The 13,978-nt window shown below is 72.1% G+C and carries 11 protein-coding genes; 7 read left to right on the forward strand and 4 right to left on the reverse strand.

The window, feature by feature from the left end; all coding sequences use genetic code 11:
- The first annotated feature begins 4 nt into the window (after positions 1-4).
- From J2S43_RS35945 to J2S43_RS35960, 4 genes are all read left to right on the forward strand, one after another.
- Positions 5-391 carry a DUF742 domain-containing protein gene (locus J2S43_RS35945; RefSeq protein ID WP_306839680.1) on the forward strand — a complete coding sequence of 129 codons (387 nt, stop codon included), beginning with the start codon at positions 5-7 and terminating at the stop codon, positions 389-391.
- A 127-nt stretch (positions 392-518) separates the two neighbouring features.
- Positions 519-1,838, forward strand: a complete 1,320-nt coding sequence (locus tag J2S43_RS35950) for a hemolysin family protein (RefSeq protein WP_306836795.1) — start codon at positions 519-521, stop codon at positions 1,836-1,838.
- Positions 1,839-2,154: 316 nt separating this feature from the next.
- Entirely contained in the window at positions 2,155-2,772 is a 618-nt protein-coding gene (locus tag J2S43_RS35955; protein WP_306836797.1) for a DUF6230 family protein, read from the forward strand.
- 60 nt (positions 2,773-2,832) lie between these two features.
- Complete coding sequence (locus tag J2S43_RS35960) at positions 2,833-4,209, forward strand: DUF6114 domain-containing protein (protein WP_306836799.1); 1,377 nt, start codon at positions 2,833-2,835, stop codon at positions 4,207-4,209.
- Between the two features lie 54 nt (positions 4,210-4,263).
- On the opposite strand, the gene J2S43_RS35965 is transcribed toward J2S43_RS35960, so the two are convergent.
- Positions 4,264-5,934, reverse strand: a complete 1,671-nt coding sequence (locus tag J2S43_RS35965) for a DUF885 domain-containing protein (protein WP_306836801.1) — start codon at positions 5,932-5,934, stop codon at positions 4,264-4,266.
- Positions 5,935-5,974: 40 nt separating this feature from the next.
- On the opposite strand from J2S43_RS35965, the gene J2S43_RS35970 reads away from it, so the two are divergent.
- A complete protein-coding gene (locus tag J2S43_RS35970; protein ID WP_306836803.1) occupies positions 5,975-6,871 on the forward strand; it encodes a DMT family transporter in 897 nt (298 codons plus the stop codon).
- Here J2S43_RS35970 and J2S43_RS35975 read toward each other — a convergent pair.
- Positions 6,843-7,898, reverse strand: coding sequence for a PHP domain-containing protein (locus J2S43_RS35975; RefSeq protein ID WP_306836805.1), 1,056 nt, complete (start codon positions 7,896-7,898; stop codon positions 6,843-6,845). The two genes, J2S43_RS35970 and J2S43_RS35975, sit on opposite strands and share 29 nt — an antisense overlap.
- Before the next feature lie 88 nt (positions 7,899-7,986).
- Here J2S43_RS35975 and J2S43_RS35980 point away from each other — a divergent pair, with 88 nt between their 5' ends.
- On the forward strand, positions 7,987-9,843 hold the full coding sequence (locus tag J2S43_RS35980) for a M48 family metallopeptidase (RefSeq protein WP_306836807.1): 1,857 nt from the start codon (positions 7,987-7,989) through the stop codon (positions 9,841-9,843).
- A gap of 585 nt (positions 9,844-10,428) precedes the next feature.
- Here J2S43_RS35980 and J2S43_RS35985 read toward each other — a convergent pair.
- Entirely contained in the window at positions 10,429-11,415 is a 987-nt protein-coding gene (locus J2S43_RS35985) for a prephenate dehydrogenase (protein WP_306836809.1), read from the reverse strand.
- A gap of 145 nt (positions 11,416-11,560) precedes the next feature.
- Between J2S43_RS35985 and J2S43_RS35990 the strand changes: the two genes are divergently transcribed.
- Positions 11,561-12,703: a hypothetical protein gene (locus J2S43_RS35990; RefSeq protein ID WP_306836810.1), complete on the forward strand. Its 1,143-nt coding sequence runs from the start codon at positions 11,561-11,563 to the stop codon at positions 12,701-12,703.
- 392 nt (positions 12,704-13,095) lie between these two features.
- Here the strand turns inward: J2S43_RS35990 and J2S43_RS35995 are convergent, their stop codons facing one another.
- Positions 13,096-13,884 (reverse strand): M23 family metallopeptidase, encoded by a 789-nt coding sequence (locus tag J2S43_RS35995; RefSeq protein ID WP_306836812.1) that lies wholly within the window; start codon positions 13,882-13,884, stop codon positions 13,096-13,098.
- Positions 13,885-13,978: the final 94 nt, after the last annotated feature.

Genomic DNA, 13,978 nt, shown 5'->3' on the forward strand with positions numbered 1-13,978 from the left:
GCGAGTGCGGCCGTACCTGGGGTCGGAGCCCACGGCCGAGCCCTCCTGGAACACCTCCACCGGCTTCCGGCCGTTCGTGCTGACCGCCGGGCGGGTGCACGGGGACGGCGGTGACCTGCCGGACATCGGGCTGGAGACGCACGTGGTGGCGCGCTGGGGCGAGTCCACCGACGCGCTCTCGCCGGAGCAGCGGGAGATCGTGCGGCTCTGCGTGGAGTCGCTGTCCGTGGTGGAGATCAGCGCGCGGCTCGGGCTGCACGTCGGCGTGACCATGGTGCTGGTCGGCGACCTGGCCGCCGCCGGGCACCTGGCCGTGCACGAGCGGCCGATGGCGGACGGGCCGACCGAGGAGATCATGAATCGGGTGGCGGACGGGCTGCGGTCGCTCTGATTCCGGAGCTGATGGCGGCCGCGATCGAGCGCCGGGACCTGCGGGCTTTCGCGGAGCGAGCCACGACGCGTTAGGCGGCACCGCCGGGTGGGAAAGGTGGACTCAACGCAACGGTAAGGAGCCTGCGGTGCAGGAGCTATGGACCCAGCTCGCGCTGGTGGCCGTGCTGGTCGTGCTCAACGCGGGATTCGCGGGAAGCGAGATGGCGCTGGTCTCCCTGCGGGAGAGCCAGATCCACCGGCTGGAACGGGAGGGTGGCGCGGGCGGCCGGGTGCTGGCCCGGCTGTCGAAGGATCCGAACCGGTTCCTCGCCACGATCCAGATCGGTATCACGCTCGCCGGTTTCCTGGCGTCCGCGGCCGCCGCGGTGTCGCTGGCCAAACCGCTGGTGCCGCTGCTCAGCGCGCTCGGCGACGCGGCCGAGCCGGTGTCGATCCTGCTGGTCACGCTGGTGCTCACGTTCGTCACGCTGGTCTTCGGCGAGCTGGCCCCGAAGCGGATCGCGATGCACCGCGCCGAGGGCTGGGCGCTCGCGGTGGCCCGCCCGCTGGACCTGCTGGCCACGGTCTCCCGCCCGGCGGTGTGGGCGCTCGGCGCGACGTCGGACCTGGTGGTCCGCGCGTTCGGCATCGACCCGTCCGAGGAGCGCGAGGAGATCAGCCCGGACGAGCTGCGCGACATCGTCTCCGGCCACCGGGGTTTCACGGTCGAGCAGCAGACGATCATCAACGGCGCGGTCCAGATCGCGGAGCGGCAGCTGCGCGCGGTGCTGGTGCCCCGGTTGCAGGTCTTCACGCTCGACTCGGGCACGACCGCGGAGGCCGCGCGCCTGGTGCTGGCCGCGTCCGGTCACTCGCGCGCGCCGGTGGTCCGGCACAGCATGCTCGACGACGTGGTCGGCGTGGTGCACCTGCGTGAGCTGATCGGTGTGCCGGACGGCCGCCCGGTCGACGAGTGCGCGCGCCCGCCGATGCTGCTGCCCGACTCGCTGCCGGTCTCCGACGCGCTGCGTCAGTTCAAGGCGGAGCGGCAGCACATAGCGCTGGTGGTGGACGAGCGTGGCGCGATCGACGGGATCGTCACGCTGGAGGACGTGCTGGAGGAGATCGTCGGCGAGATCTACGACGAGACCGACCGGGACGTGCAGTCGGTGCGCACCGACCCGGACGGCACGATGGCGCTGCCCGGCACGTTCCCGGTGCACGACCTGCCGGACATCGGCGTGGAGCTGGGTGAACGGCCGCCCGGCGACTACACGACCGTGGCCGGGATGATGCTGACGCTGCTCGGCCACATTCCGACGGTGGCGGGCGAGACGGTCACGGTCGACGGCTGGGAGGCCTCGGTGACCTCGGTGGATCATCACGCGATCACCGGGGTGAGCCTGCGCCGGCTGCCGGGGAACCTGCCCGTGGAGGGCGAGGAGGAGCCGGTCGAGGCGCGTTAGAGATCCACAGGGGCCTCTCGGCTGGCCGTTATTCAATCGTGATTAGGTGGCAAGATCGCACACGCGACGTAAGCGGTTGCCCGACTTTGTCCGGTTAACCGGCCGGAAACCTTTCTACGCGGCGTAAGCAACGGCGATCGTCGATGCCGTCCGGCTGTTACCCGCGGGTAGCCGCAGGGTTGTGGGCTACGTCGCTTCGCACAATCATTGGCTCCGCGCTTCGTTACCGGCCGGTAAGGGCCCGCGGGCGGCCGAAACGCCTCACCACGCACCGCTCGGCATCGACGGTGCGGACGCTTCGTCGTGAGGAGGAACCGTGCAGGAGAAGCAGGCGAAGGGGCGCGTGCGATGGCGCCGCGCGGCCGTCCTGGCCGTACCCACGGTGATCGCCACCGGATTCATGATCTTCGGCATGTCCAACGGCGCGATCGCGGCGTCGTTCTCGGTCTCCGGCAGCACGTTCAAGGTCGCCGCGGACCGGCTGGAGGGCGACGGGTTCGCCCAGTACGGCGGCATCGCGACCGAGGAGAACGGCGAGCGGCACCCGACCGCGGTCTCGGCGATCCGCGAGGCCGAGCTGTACAACCTGTGCCAGTCCGTCAACGCGTCGAACCCGCTGGTCGGGCGCGTGATCCTGACGATCAGCGCGGGCGGCGGCGACCGGCCGGCCACGGCCAGCAACCTGGTGCTCGACGTGGACGAGCTGAGGGGCGACGCCACGTTCACGAACATCGAGATCGGCCGGGACGCGTCCACGCTGAGCAAGGGCGGCGAGGGCGCGAAGGGTCAGCCCGGCCTCTTCGGCCAGCAGGCGGACCACGTGACGATCAACAACCTGCAGCAGGTCGCGTGGACCACGACGGCCGGCACGTTCGCGCTCACCGGCCTGCAGCTCAAGGTCAACGTCGGCGACGACGCCGAGGAGTGCTTCTGATCGGCGCCCTCCGGTCCGCGCGCGGCGGGCCGGAGGGCCTGGCACAGCAGGGAGCGGCGCATGCGAGACGTCGGCGGGGCCATCGCCCGGACCTGGCGCGCCTTCGGCCACTGGCGCTGGAACCGGCCGTTCTGGGGCGGCCTGCTGCTGATCCTGGCCGGGCTGGAGATGTTCGGCTCCACCCAGGGCGGCGGGATCAACGGGCTGTCCGTGCACGTCGGGCCGAGCGGCTACCTGAGCTGGCTGATCCCGGGCGTGCTGGTCACCGCCGGGCTGCTGGTCTGGTTCACACCGGCGCAGCGCGTGTTCTACGCGGTCATCGGCGCGCTCACCTCGGTGTTCTCGCTGATGGCGGTCAACCTCGGCGGCTTCTTCGCCGGGCTGGTCCTGGGCGCGCTCGGGTCGATCCTGGCCTTCGGCTGGACGCCGCCGGAGCCGATCCAAAAACAAGATCAAGAGCCGCCGCCGGGGTACGACGAGAGCACCGTGATCCGCCCGGCGAGCACTGCTGAGGAGGATCCGCCGGAACGCCGTACCCTCGGGATGTCGGTCTGGATCCTGATTTTGGCCCTGGTGTCTGCCGTAGGAGTGCTGCCGGGCGCCGAGGCCGCACGCGCGGCGCCCTGCCCGCCGGAGCCGACCGCCTCACCATCACCGTCGGCGTCGGCCGGCCGGTCGCCGGGGCCGATCGAGGGGTGGATCGGCGACATCACGGACGGGCTCGGTGATCTGCTCGGCCTGGACGGGAAGAGGGCGGCTCCCACGCCCACCCCGTCCGCGCCGGACGGCGGTGAAAAGCCGGACTGCGGTGATCCCGGTCCCGGTGATCCCGCTCCCAGCCCTGGCAATCCCAGCCCTAGCAGTCCCAGCGCCGGCGATCCCGGTGGCGGCGACCCTGGCTCCGGCGACCCTGGCTCCGGCGACCCTGGCTCGGGCGGTCCCGGTGGCGGCTCGGACAAGCCCGCTGATCAGCAGGAGGACGCCAAGGATCAGGTGAAGCGGCTCGGGACGCCGGCCGGGGTGCCGCCGGTGGCTATGCGGCCGTCGCTGCTGACCGGGACCAAGGTCGAGATGTGGAATCTGGGCATGGACGGCATCGTGGACATGCCGCGCGCGGACGGCAGCACGATCAAGGCGCTGCAGTTCTCGATGACCAAGGCCTACACGCACGACTTCCGGCTGGAGACGCCGCGCCACCAGGAGCTGTCGCCGATCACGAGCTCGAAGCTGGGCGTCGAGGGCGACGTCAGGTTCTACGCCACGAAGTTCACCGGCACGCTGCTCGGCATCACGATCACGCTGACGCCGGAGTCCCCGATCCCGCCAGACGGCATTCCCATCGCGCTGCCCTACATCGCGTTCCAGAACCCGTCCATGGAGCTGCTGCTCGCCACCTGCGACACACTGACCGGCCCGGACCTCGTCGACGTGGTCTAGGGCGTCATTCATGTCGTTGGAACGACATGAATGACGCCTCGATCACGGGTTGGGTCAGTAGCGGGCCATCGCCTGGCGGAACGGGTCCAGGCCGATCGAGCCCAGGTTCAGGCCGGCCTGGTGGAACGCGCGCAGGTCGAAGTCCGCGCCCTTGCGGGCCCGGGCGTCCTCGCGCGCCTGCAGCCAGAAACGCTCGCCGACCTTGTACGACGGTGCCTGACCCGGCCAGCCCAGGTAGCGGTTCAGCTCGAAGCGCAGGATCTCGTCCGGCATCCGGCAGTGCGCGCGCAGGAACGCCCAGCCGTGCTCCGGCGTCCACCGCTCGCCCGGCGCGAAGCCGAACGGGTTGTCCGCCGGGATTTCCAGCTCCAGGTGCATGCCGATGTCGACGATCACCCGCGCGGCCCGGAGCGCCTGGCCGTCCAGCATGCCGAGCTTGTCGCCCGGGTCGTCCAGGTAGCCCAGCTCGTCCATCAGCCGCTCCGCGTAGAGCGCCCAGCCCTCGCCGTACCCGGAGGTCCAGCCCATCAGCCGGCGCCAGCGGTTGAGCAGGTCCGCGCGGACCGTGGTCTGGCCGACCTGGAGGTGATGGCCGGGCACACCCTCGTGGTAGACCGTGGTGACCTCGCGCCAGGTGGAGAAGTCCGTGATCGTGCCCGGCACCGCCCACCACATCCGGCCCGGCCGGCTGAAGTCCTCGCTCGGCCCGGTGTAGTAGATGCCGCCGTCGCTGGTCGGCGCCAGGCAGCACTCCAGACGCAACACCTGCTCCGGGATGTCGAAGTGGGTGCCGTTCAGCTCCTCCACGGCCTTGTCCGCGAGCGCCTGCATCCAGTCGCGGAACGCCTCCTTGCCGTGGATCGTGCGCGCCGGGTCCGCGTCCAGCGCCGCGACCGCCTCGTCGATGCCCGCGCCCGGGCCGACGATCCGGCCCGCGATCAGGCGCATCTCGTCCTCCAGCCGGGCCAGCTCGTCGAAGCCCCAGGCGTAGGTCTCCAGCAGGTCCAGGTCCGCGCCGACGAAGTAGCGAGAGGCCAGGGAGTAGCGCTCCAGGCCGGCCGCCTGCTTCTCCCGGCCGTGCGGGGCCAGCTCGCGGCGCAGGAACTCGCCGAACTCCGCGGTCGCCCGGGTCGCCGCGGCCGCGCCCCTCTCCAGGTCCTTGGCCAGGCTTTCCGTGGCATCGAGCGACCGGGCCAGCGCGTGATAGACATCGTCCTGGGCCGGGTCGGTCCAGATGACGCACTGCTTCGCGACCTCGGCGATCTGCTCGCGCGGGCTGACGTGGTCTCTGGCGGCCTCGTGCAGCAGCGTGGTCTTGATCTGCTCCAGTGCGTGCGGGATCTTGTTGAGGCGGGCCGCGATGTTCGCCACCGCGCGCTCGCCCTCGGTGGGCATCAGATCGAACGCGCCGCGCACGTCGTGCAGCGCGCTCGTGATCACGTTGAGCTGGCTGGTGGTCTCGCCCGCGTCGTACCGCGCGAGGTTGAGCTCCAGCCGTTCGATCATCGCCTCGCGGCCGACCTCCTCGTCCGGCGAGCCGGCCGGGGTGGCGTGCAGCGCGGCGACGGTACGGCGATCCAGGTCGGCCTGTGCGGCGTACCCGTCCGGGGTGAGGTCGTCGAATTGGTCGTCGTAGCCGTCGATACCGAGGTGCGTGGCGCCGATCGGGTTCAGCGGTGCCCACTCCTCGACGTACCGCTCGGCGAGGTCGTCGATGTGTCCCACCCGGTGATGTTGTCACACCCCCGTGGAACAGTGTCCCGCTGTGACGACCCGTTCCTGGCTGCCCGGATACCTGGCGCTCGCCGCCGTCTGGGGCGCGAGCTTCCTGTTCATCGGCATCGGCGTGCGCGAGCTGCACCCGGTCTACGTGACGCTGTTCCGAGTCGTGGCCGGCGCGCTGACGCTGCTCCTGGTGCTGCTGCTCACCCGAGACCGGCTGCCCCGCGACCCGGTCGCCTGGGCGCACCTGTTCGTCATCGGCGTGTTCGGCGTGTCGATCCCGTTCACCCTGTTCGGGTTCGGCGAGCAGCGCGTCTCGTCCGGCCTGGCCGGCATCTGGAACGCGACCACCCCGCTGCTCACGCTGCCGATCGCGGCGCTGGTGCTGCGCACCGAGACACTGACCGCGCGCCGGGTGGCCGGCGTCGGCGTCGGGTTCCTCGGCGTGCTGGTCGTGCTGGGCGTGTGGGACGGCGTCGGCGGCGCGCAGCTGTCCGGACAGCTCATGTGCCTGGGCGCGGCGGCCTGCTACGGGTTCGCGATTCCGTACCAGAAGCGGTTCCTCGGGCACCGGCCCGACTCGTCCGCGTCGCTGGCCGCCGGGCAGCTGATCACGGCGACCGCGCAGTTGCTGGTGGTGGCGCCGCTGCTCGCGGGCGCGCCGCCGTCGCCGCTGAGCCTGTCGCCGGCGGTGATCGGCAGCGTGCTCGCGCTCGGCGTGCTCGGCACCGGGCTGGCGTTCCTGGTCAACATGCGCAACATCCGGTTGCTGGGCGCGAGCACGGCCGCGTCCGTGACATACCTCATCCCGGTCTTCGCGGTGCTGCTCGGCGTGCTGGTGCTGGACGAGCACATCTCCTGGCACCAGCCGGCCGGCGCGCTGATCGTGCTGGCCGGCGTCGCGATCAGCACTATCGGTGTCCGGCGGCCCACGTCGTGAGCTCATCCGCGGACCACGTGTTCACCACGCGGTCCGCGGGCACGCCGCAGAGCGCGGCCCGCTCGCAGCCGTACCGCTGCCAGTCCAGCTGACCGGGCGCGTGCGCGTCCGTGTCGATCGAGAAGAGACAGCCGGCCTCGACCGCGAGCCGCAGCAGGCGCTTCGGCGGGTCCAGCCGGTCCGGACGGCAGTTGATCTCGACGGCCTTGCCGTGCTCCGCGGCCGCGGCGAAGACCCGCTTCGCGTCGAAGTCGCTCGGCGGGCGGCTGCTGACCCGCGCGTGCGCCCTGTCGTTGTTCTTCGTGGGCAGTCGCCGGCCGGTGCAGTGGCCGAGGATGTCCAGGTGCGGGTTCGCGATCGCCTTCAGCATCCGCCGGGTCATCGCGGCCTCGTCCGCGCGCAGGTCGCTGTGCACCGAGCCGACCACCACGTCCAGCCGGGCCAGCAGCTCGTCCTCCTGGTCCAGCGTGCCGTCCGGGTTGATGTCCACCTCGATCCCGGTCAGGATCCGGAACCCCTCCGGCAGCTGCGCGTTCAGCTTCTCCACGTGCGTGAGCTGCTGCCTCAGCCGGGCCGGGCTCAGGCCGCGGGCCACCTTCAGCCGGGGCGAGTGGTCGGTCAGCACCAGATATTCGTGGCCGATCTCGGCCGCACCCAGCGCCATCTCCTCGATCGGCGAGCCGCCGTCCGACCAGTCCGAATGGCTGTGACAGTCGCCGCGCAGCGCCTCTCGCAGCCTTACCGCGGTCACCGGCAGGTCGTCCTGCTCGGTGGCGAGCAGCCGGCGCAGGTAGACCGGCTCCTCACCGGCCAGCGACTCGGCCACGCAGCGCGCGGTCACGTCGCCGACGCCCTTCAGGTCCGCGAGCGTGCCGTTCCCGGCGCGCTGCCGTACCTCGTCCGGGTCGAGCGCGCCCAGCGCGTTCGCGGCGGACCGGAACGCCTTCACCCGGAACGTCGCCTCGTGCGCCGCCTCCAGCAGGAACGCGATGCGGCGCAGATCGGCGACGGGATCACGGGAAGCCATGTCGTCAACCTAACGCGGGGTTGTCGCCTCCCGCGCGACATGGGTACTGTCCGGCTCACGTACGCCCGGCGTACGGGGAGGATCGACGATGACCGCCACGCTACGGGCCGCCCTCTCGGTGGTGCTGCTCGCCGGGTTCTACCTGGTCGCGATGGTTCAGCTCGCTCTCGTCGCGGTCCTGCTCTTCTGGGCGAGCGTGCTGATCGCCGGCCACGACGCGGTCAAGCTCGCGCTGCCGCTGATCACGCTCGGCGTCGGCGTCGCCGCCCTCGCGCTCGGCCGCGGCCTCGCGTCCCGCCGCTCCCGCCCGGCCGGCATCCCGGTCGCGCCGGAGCGCGCACCCGAGCTGTGGGCCGTGGTGCGGGAGATCGCGGAGCGCGCGGGCACGCGCCCACCGGACCGGATCCGGCTGCTGCCGGACACGACCGTGCGCGTCATCGAGGACGTGCGGCTACTCGGCCTGCGCCGCGGCGTGCGCACGCTCGCGGTCGGGCTGCCGCTGCTGCAGATCATGACCGTGGATCGCGCGCGGGCGATGCTCGCGCACGAGCTGGGCCACTTCTCCCCGCCGGGCGGCGTCGCCTACCGCGGGCGGCTCGCGGTGACCGCGGCGCTGCCGCGCATGCCGTTCACCCTCCGGTGGTACGCGTACCTCTACCTGGCCTTCGACGCCGGCACCACGCGCGCGCAGGAGGCCGCGGCCGACCGGTTCGCCGCCACGGTCGCCGGCCCGGGCGCCGCGGTCGCCGCGCTGCAGGACCGGCCGGTGCTGGAGGCCGCCTGGTCGTTCTTCTTCCGACGATACGTGCGGCCCGGCTGGGAGCACGGCTACGTGCCGGACGACCTCTTCGGCGGCTTCGCCGACTTCGTCCACGCGCGCGCCGCCGAGCTGGACGACCTGCGCACCCAGGCCCCGGCCGCGGACCGCTGGGACACGCACCCGCCGGTCGCGGAGCGCGTCGCCGCACTGCTCACCGGCGCCGGCCACGGCTCCGGGCCGGGTTCCAGCTCCGCGCCGGATTCGACGTCCGCGCCGGATTCGACGTCCGCGGCGGGGCCCGGCTCCTCGGTGCGCGGTGGGCGGGAATCGGACGAGGCGCCGCTGCCCGCCACCGCGCTGATCACCGACCCGGGTGGCGCCGCCCGCGCGTTGCAGGACGCCACGGTCGCGGAGGGCCGCCGCCCGCTGGCCTGGCCCGAGTTCATCGCGGCGGCCGGCACCGCCACGCTGCGCCGCGAGGCCGACCAGGTGCTCCGCGAGACGGCCAGGACGCTCGGCCGCGACGACGCCGGCCTGTCCGAGACGCTCGACGTCGCCGCCACCGGCCGCTTCACCCGCGCCCAGGTCGAGTCGCTGCTGCTGCTCGCCGCGATCCACGCCGGCATGGCCGGCTGGCGGCACAGCTGGTCCGCGCCGCCGCGCCTGATCGGCCGCGACGGCAGCCCGCTTCGGCTCGGCGAGATCGCCACGCTGGCGCTCAGCCAGGCGACCGTGGACGAGGCCCGCAAACACCTGGCCGAGCTCGGCATCGACGCCGGTTCCACCCCGCCGCTGACGCCGCGTTCCGGCGCGGCCGGCGCGGGCGCGGTCGCCGGACTGATGAACGTGATCGTCGACGGCGAACGTTCCGACCTGGTCCTGCTCAACACGGGCCTGATCGTGGTGCCGGGCGTCCCGCGCCTGCGCCAGCGCGAGGTGCGGCCCCGCATGCACGCGATGCTGACCTCGATCCCGCCGGAGCAGCTCGCGGCCGAGCCGGGCCACCGCTTCGTCGCCTACGCCGACTTCGCCACCGCCCGCCTCACCCGCCGCGTCCCCAAGACCTACGAGATAACCCTCTTCGACGACACCACCCTCAAGATCCGCGCCGGCACCGACACCGAGGAACTCGGCCCCGGCTGGCCCACCCTCGCCGACGCCACCCTCTCCTCCCGCTCCGCCTGACCCCCCCCGGAACGCGGCGGCGCCCGACCACACCGCACTGCAGCCTGTGATAAGCGCGAATTTCCGGCACGCGGCGCCCACTTGGACGGCCTCCCGCTTGCGAAGGTTGAACGCCTTCGCGCGCCGCGCTGAGAGTTCGATCCCTCCCGCGCCGCGCCTCAACGGGCTGCCCACGATGACTCGCTGGACAGAACCCGTGATCGGGGCGTCCCCATGCTGCTCCAACAACATGAGGACGCCTTGATCACGGACGGGGTGCCTGGCGAACGTTGGTGGACACGCACCAGCGGCGCGGCCCGGATGGCGCTTGACCTGCGGAGCAGGTTCTTGTCCTTGCCGCCACGGATCCCGCAGGGAGGAGCGCCAGCGACGACCGGTGCCCGCGGGAGCATGCGGAACTCGACCCGCCGGAAGCGGGTAGATCCAAAGCTTTTGCGGTCTGCTCTCGTTCGGAGCTCCTTGCGGTCTGCTCTCGTTCCGCGTCGGGTGGATCCGCCGGCGATCCGTGATCCAGGCGTCATTCCCGTTGCTGGACCGACGTGAGTCTCGCCTGGATCATCAGGAAAGGCCGCCGGGTGAAAGAGGTCAGTCCGGGCGGACCGCGGTGACCGTGGTGCGGTCCTTGGAGACCGAGGTGATCCAGCCGCCGGCGCGGCCGAGGTCGAGCAGGGCGTTGACGGACGGGCGCATGGGCAGCGGCTCGCCGGCGGTGGGCGGCCAGGTGGAACGGACGCGGTGGCCGGGGACCAGCCACGGTCGCAGGGCGGAGATCGGGTCGCGGGCGTCGAGAGCGGCGCGGGCGGCGGTGAGGGATTCGATGACCGCGTCGAGGACCGGGCGGACCGCGTCGGCGTTGCCGCCGCACATGGCGGCGACCAGTTCGGAGCGGGTGGCGGCGACACGGGTGCCGTCGCGGAACGAGCCGGCGCCGAGTGCGGCCGCGAGCGGATCGGCGGCCTGTTCAGCGACGGCGGACGCGACCAGATGCGGTACGTGGCTGATCGTAGCGACGGCTCGGTCGTGTTCGGCCGCGGTGGCCGGTACCGCGCGGGCGCCCAGGCCGGTGACCAGGTCGGCGAGGTCTAGCCAGTCGCCGAGCATGGTGCGGCCGGGTTCCAGGCCGAGCACCCAGGCGCAGTCGTCGAAGAGGCGCGGGTCGGCCGCGGTGAAGCCGGACGTCTCGCGCCCGGCCATCGGATGCCCGCCGACGAAGCCGGCGAGCCGCTGCGAACCGCCCTCCAGGTAGCGCTCGACCAGGTCCAGCACCGGCATCTTGACCGAGGTCACATCCGTGATCAGGCCTCGGTAACCACGCCCGGTGATCTCGTCGAGCACGGTCTCCAGCGCGGTCAGCGGGACCGCGATCATGCACAGTTCCGCGTCCGCGACCGCGGCCGAGACGGACGGCGCGATCCGCCACCGGGCCTTCGGCGGGGCCTCCGCGGCGGCGGTGCGGGCGGTGCCGCGGGTGGCCGGGTCGGCGTCGAAACCGACCATGTCGTGTCCGGCGGCGGCGAGGGCCCGCAGCACGGAACCCCCGATGAGACCCATTCCGATCACGGCGACGCGCACGCCGTGACTTTTTCACAACACGGTGCGAGCCGGACGAGCGGCTCCGGCTCACCGGTTCGGCCCGGCCCGCCCTCCACCGAAGCTCTGCGGCTTTTCACCCTTTTTGCTCGCCGGATGCGGGCGCTATCACCCGTACCGTTATGAAATGATTTTTAAGGACATGATGCGCCGAATCATCGTGACGATCGTCGCTGCCGGCGTCCTGGCGAACGGGTCGCCCGCGCACGCGATCGGGTCCGCCCCGCAGCACACGCCCGGCTTCAACGGCACGGTGTGGGCCACCGCGTACGCGGGCGACACGATCTACGTCGGCGGCGACTTCACGGCCGCGGTCGTCGACGGCGTGCAGGTCAAGCGCAGCCGCCTGGCCGCGATCGACGCGCGCACCGGCAAGCTGCTCGACTGGGCACCGGCCGCGGACGGCACGGTCCGCGCGATCGCGACCGGCGGCGGCGCGGTCTACGTCGGCGGCACGTTCGGCAAGATCGGTGCGACCAAGCGGGACAGTCTGGCCAAACTGGACGGCACGTCGGGCGCGGTCAGCGCGATGCTCGACCACGCCATGACCGGCGCGCCGTACGCGCTGCTCATCGAGGGTAACCGCCTCTACGCCGGCGGCAACATCACCGACGTCGACGGCGAGAGCCGCGGCATGCTCGCGGCGTTCAGCCTCGGCAGCGGCAAACTCGACACGGCCTGGCAGCCCAAGGCCGACGACCAGGTGCAGGCGCTCGCGTCCGGCGGCGGCCGGATCTACGCCGGCGGCAGGTTCAAAAAGATCAACGGCATCGGCGGCTCTCCGCGCATCGCGGCACTCAGCCCGTCCGGCGGCGCGCTCGACACCGGCTTCAAGACCAAGGCCACGGTCATCGTGTACGGCATCGCGGTCTCCCCGACCGGCGTCTACGCCGCGCACGGCGGTCAGGGTGGCACGGTCGCCGGCTACGCGCTGGACGGCACCACCCGCTGGACCATGACCATGGACGGCAACCCGCAGGCGCTCGCGCTGCTCACCGGCACGCTCTACATCGGCGGCCACTTCGACAACATCTGCGCCAGCACCGCCACCGGCAGCCAGGGCAGCTGCAAGGACGGCCAGGTCAAGCGGGTCAAGCTCGCGGCCGCCGACCCGTCCGACGGCTCCCTGGAACCCTGGACCGCCGACGGCAACGGCGTCCTCGGCGTCCTCGCCATGGCCACCAGCCCCGCCCTCGGCAAGATCGCTGCCGGCGGCGCGTTCACCACGATCAACGGCGCGGGCCACAAGCGCTTCGCCCAGTGGGGCTGACAGGGCTCCGTGAAATTTCGCGCGCATGGCGGCCCGTGATCTACAGGGCCGGGGGACACAGGGCTGGGGGCACGTGGCCGCGCGGACGAGGTGGTTTCTCGGAGCCAGCGGCGGAACCGGCTCTGCCGTGGCGGCCGGATTTCGGATGCGTAGCGTCGGTGGCCCGCAAGGCCGGGACGCGTGGCCGCGCGGACGGTGTGGTTTTTCAGAACCAGCGGCGGAACCGGCTCCGCCGCGGCGGCCGGAGCGGAGCGCTAGCGGAGTCGGAGGCCTCCGCGCGGTTGGCCCGCGGGAGCATGCGGGCCGCACCACGCCGGAAGCGGGAAGATCCCGGTCTGGATTCTCTTCGGCGTGGTGGGCAGGACTCGCCGGGCTACGTGGAAGGCGGCCCGTCAGTAAGGGGCCTTGGGGCAGCCGTTGGCCTGGATGTATTCGGCGGAGGCGGCGGCCGGGGACTTGTTGCCCTGCTGGCGCCAGGAGTCGAGGTAGGGGGCGGGCCAGAGCGCGCCGCGGCGGATCCACCAGTCGCCGGCCTCTGCGCACGGCGGGGAGATGCCGAAGTGCAGGTGGCAGACGTTGTTGGCGTTGCCGGTCTTGCCGACGTTGCCGAGGCGCTGGCCGGCGCGGACGCGGACGCCCGGCTCGATGCCGCCGTCGACCACGGACATGTGCGAGCCGTAGTAGCGCACGCCGTCGTCGCCGACCAGGGAGACGAAGAAGCCGCCGTTGAGCGGGCCGTCCGGCTTGCCCTTGACGAACGTGTCCTTGCGGCTGATCTCGACGATCGTGCCGTCGGTGACGGCCAGCACCGGGTTTCCGCAGTTCGCGAAGATGTCGGTGGCCGGGTTGGTGGCGTGCGTCGGGTGGTACGACACCGGGCTGCCCGGGACCGGGAACACGTAGGTGTAGCTCGCGGCCTTCGTCTTCGACGGCGTGGGCGACGGCACCGCGGACTTCGACGGAGACGGCGACGGTGATGCGGAAGCCGACGCGGAGGGTGACGCAGACGGCGATGCGGACGGCGACGGCGGCAGCGCGATCGCGGACGAACCGGGCGAACCGGCCTGCCAGATCGGCGTGGCCGGCTCCGGGCCGGTGGCGCACCCGCCGGCCATCAGCGTCGCCGCCAGCGTCATCGCGACCCCGGCCATCGATGAGATGCGGTTCTCTCCCCGTTGCATGGGGGCCATCTTGGCAGATGAACACCACGGCGCGTCGCCCCAGTAGGCTCTTGAGGCAGGTTCCCGCGAGCATCCAGGAGCGTGGCGGCGTGGC

Origin of the sequence: Catenuloplanes nepalensis (assembly GCF_030811575.1) — a bacterium.
Taxonomy (GTDB): Bacteria; Actinomycetota; Actinomycetes; order Mycobacteriales; family Micromonosporaceae; genus Catenuloplanes; species Catenuloplanes nepalensis.

Excerpts from the sequence above, each read along its gene's own strand:
- J2S43_RS35960 (WP_306836799.1), top strand. The coding sequence starts at position 2,833 with ATGCGAGACGTCGGCGGGGCCATCGCCCGGACCTGGCGCGCCTTCGGC.
- J2S43_RS35975 (WP_306836805.1), bottom strand. The coding sequence starts at position 7,898 with ATGGCTTCCCGTGATCCCGTCGCCGATCTGCGCCGCATCGCGTTCCTG.
- J2S43_RS35980 (WP_306836807.1), top strand. The coding sequence starts at position 7,987 with ATGACCGCCACGCTACGGGCCGCCCTCTCGGTGGTGCTGCTCGCCGGG.
- J2S43_RS35990 (WP_306836810.1), top strand. The coding sequence starts at position 11,561 with ATGATTTTTAAGGACATGATGCGCCGAATCATCGTGACGATCGTCGCT.
- J2S43_RS35995 (WP_306836812.1), bottom strand. The coding sequence starts at position 13,884 with ATGCAACGGGGAGAGAACCGCATCTCATCGATGGCCGGGGTCGCGATG.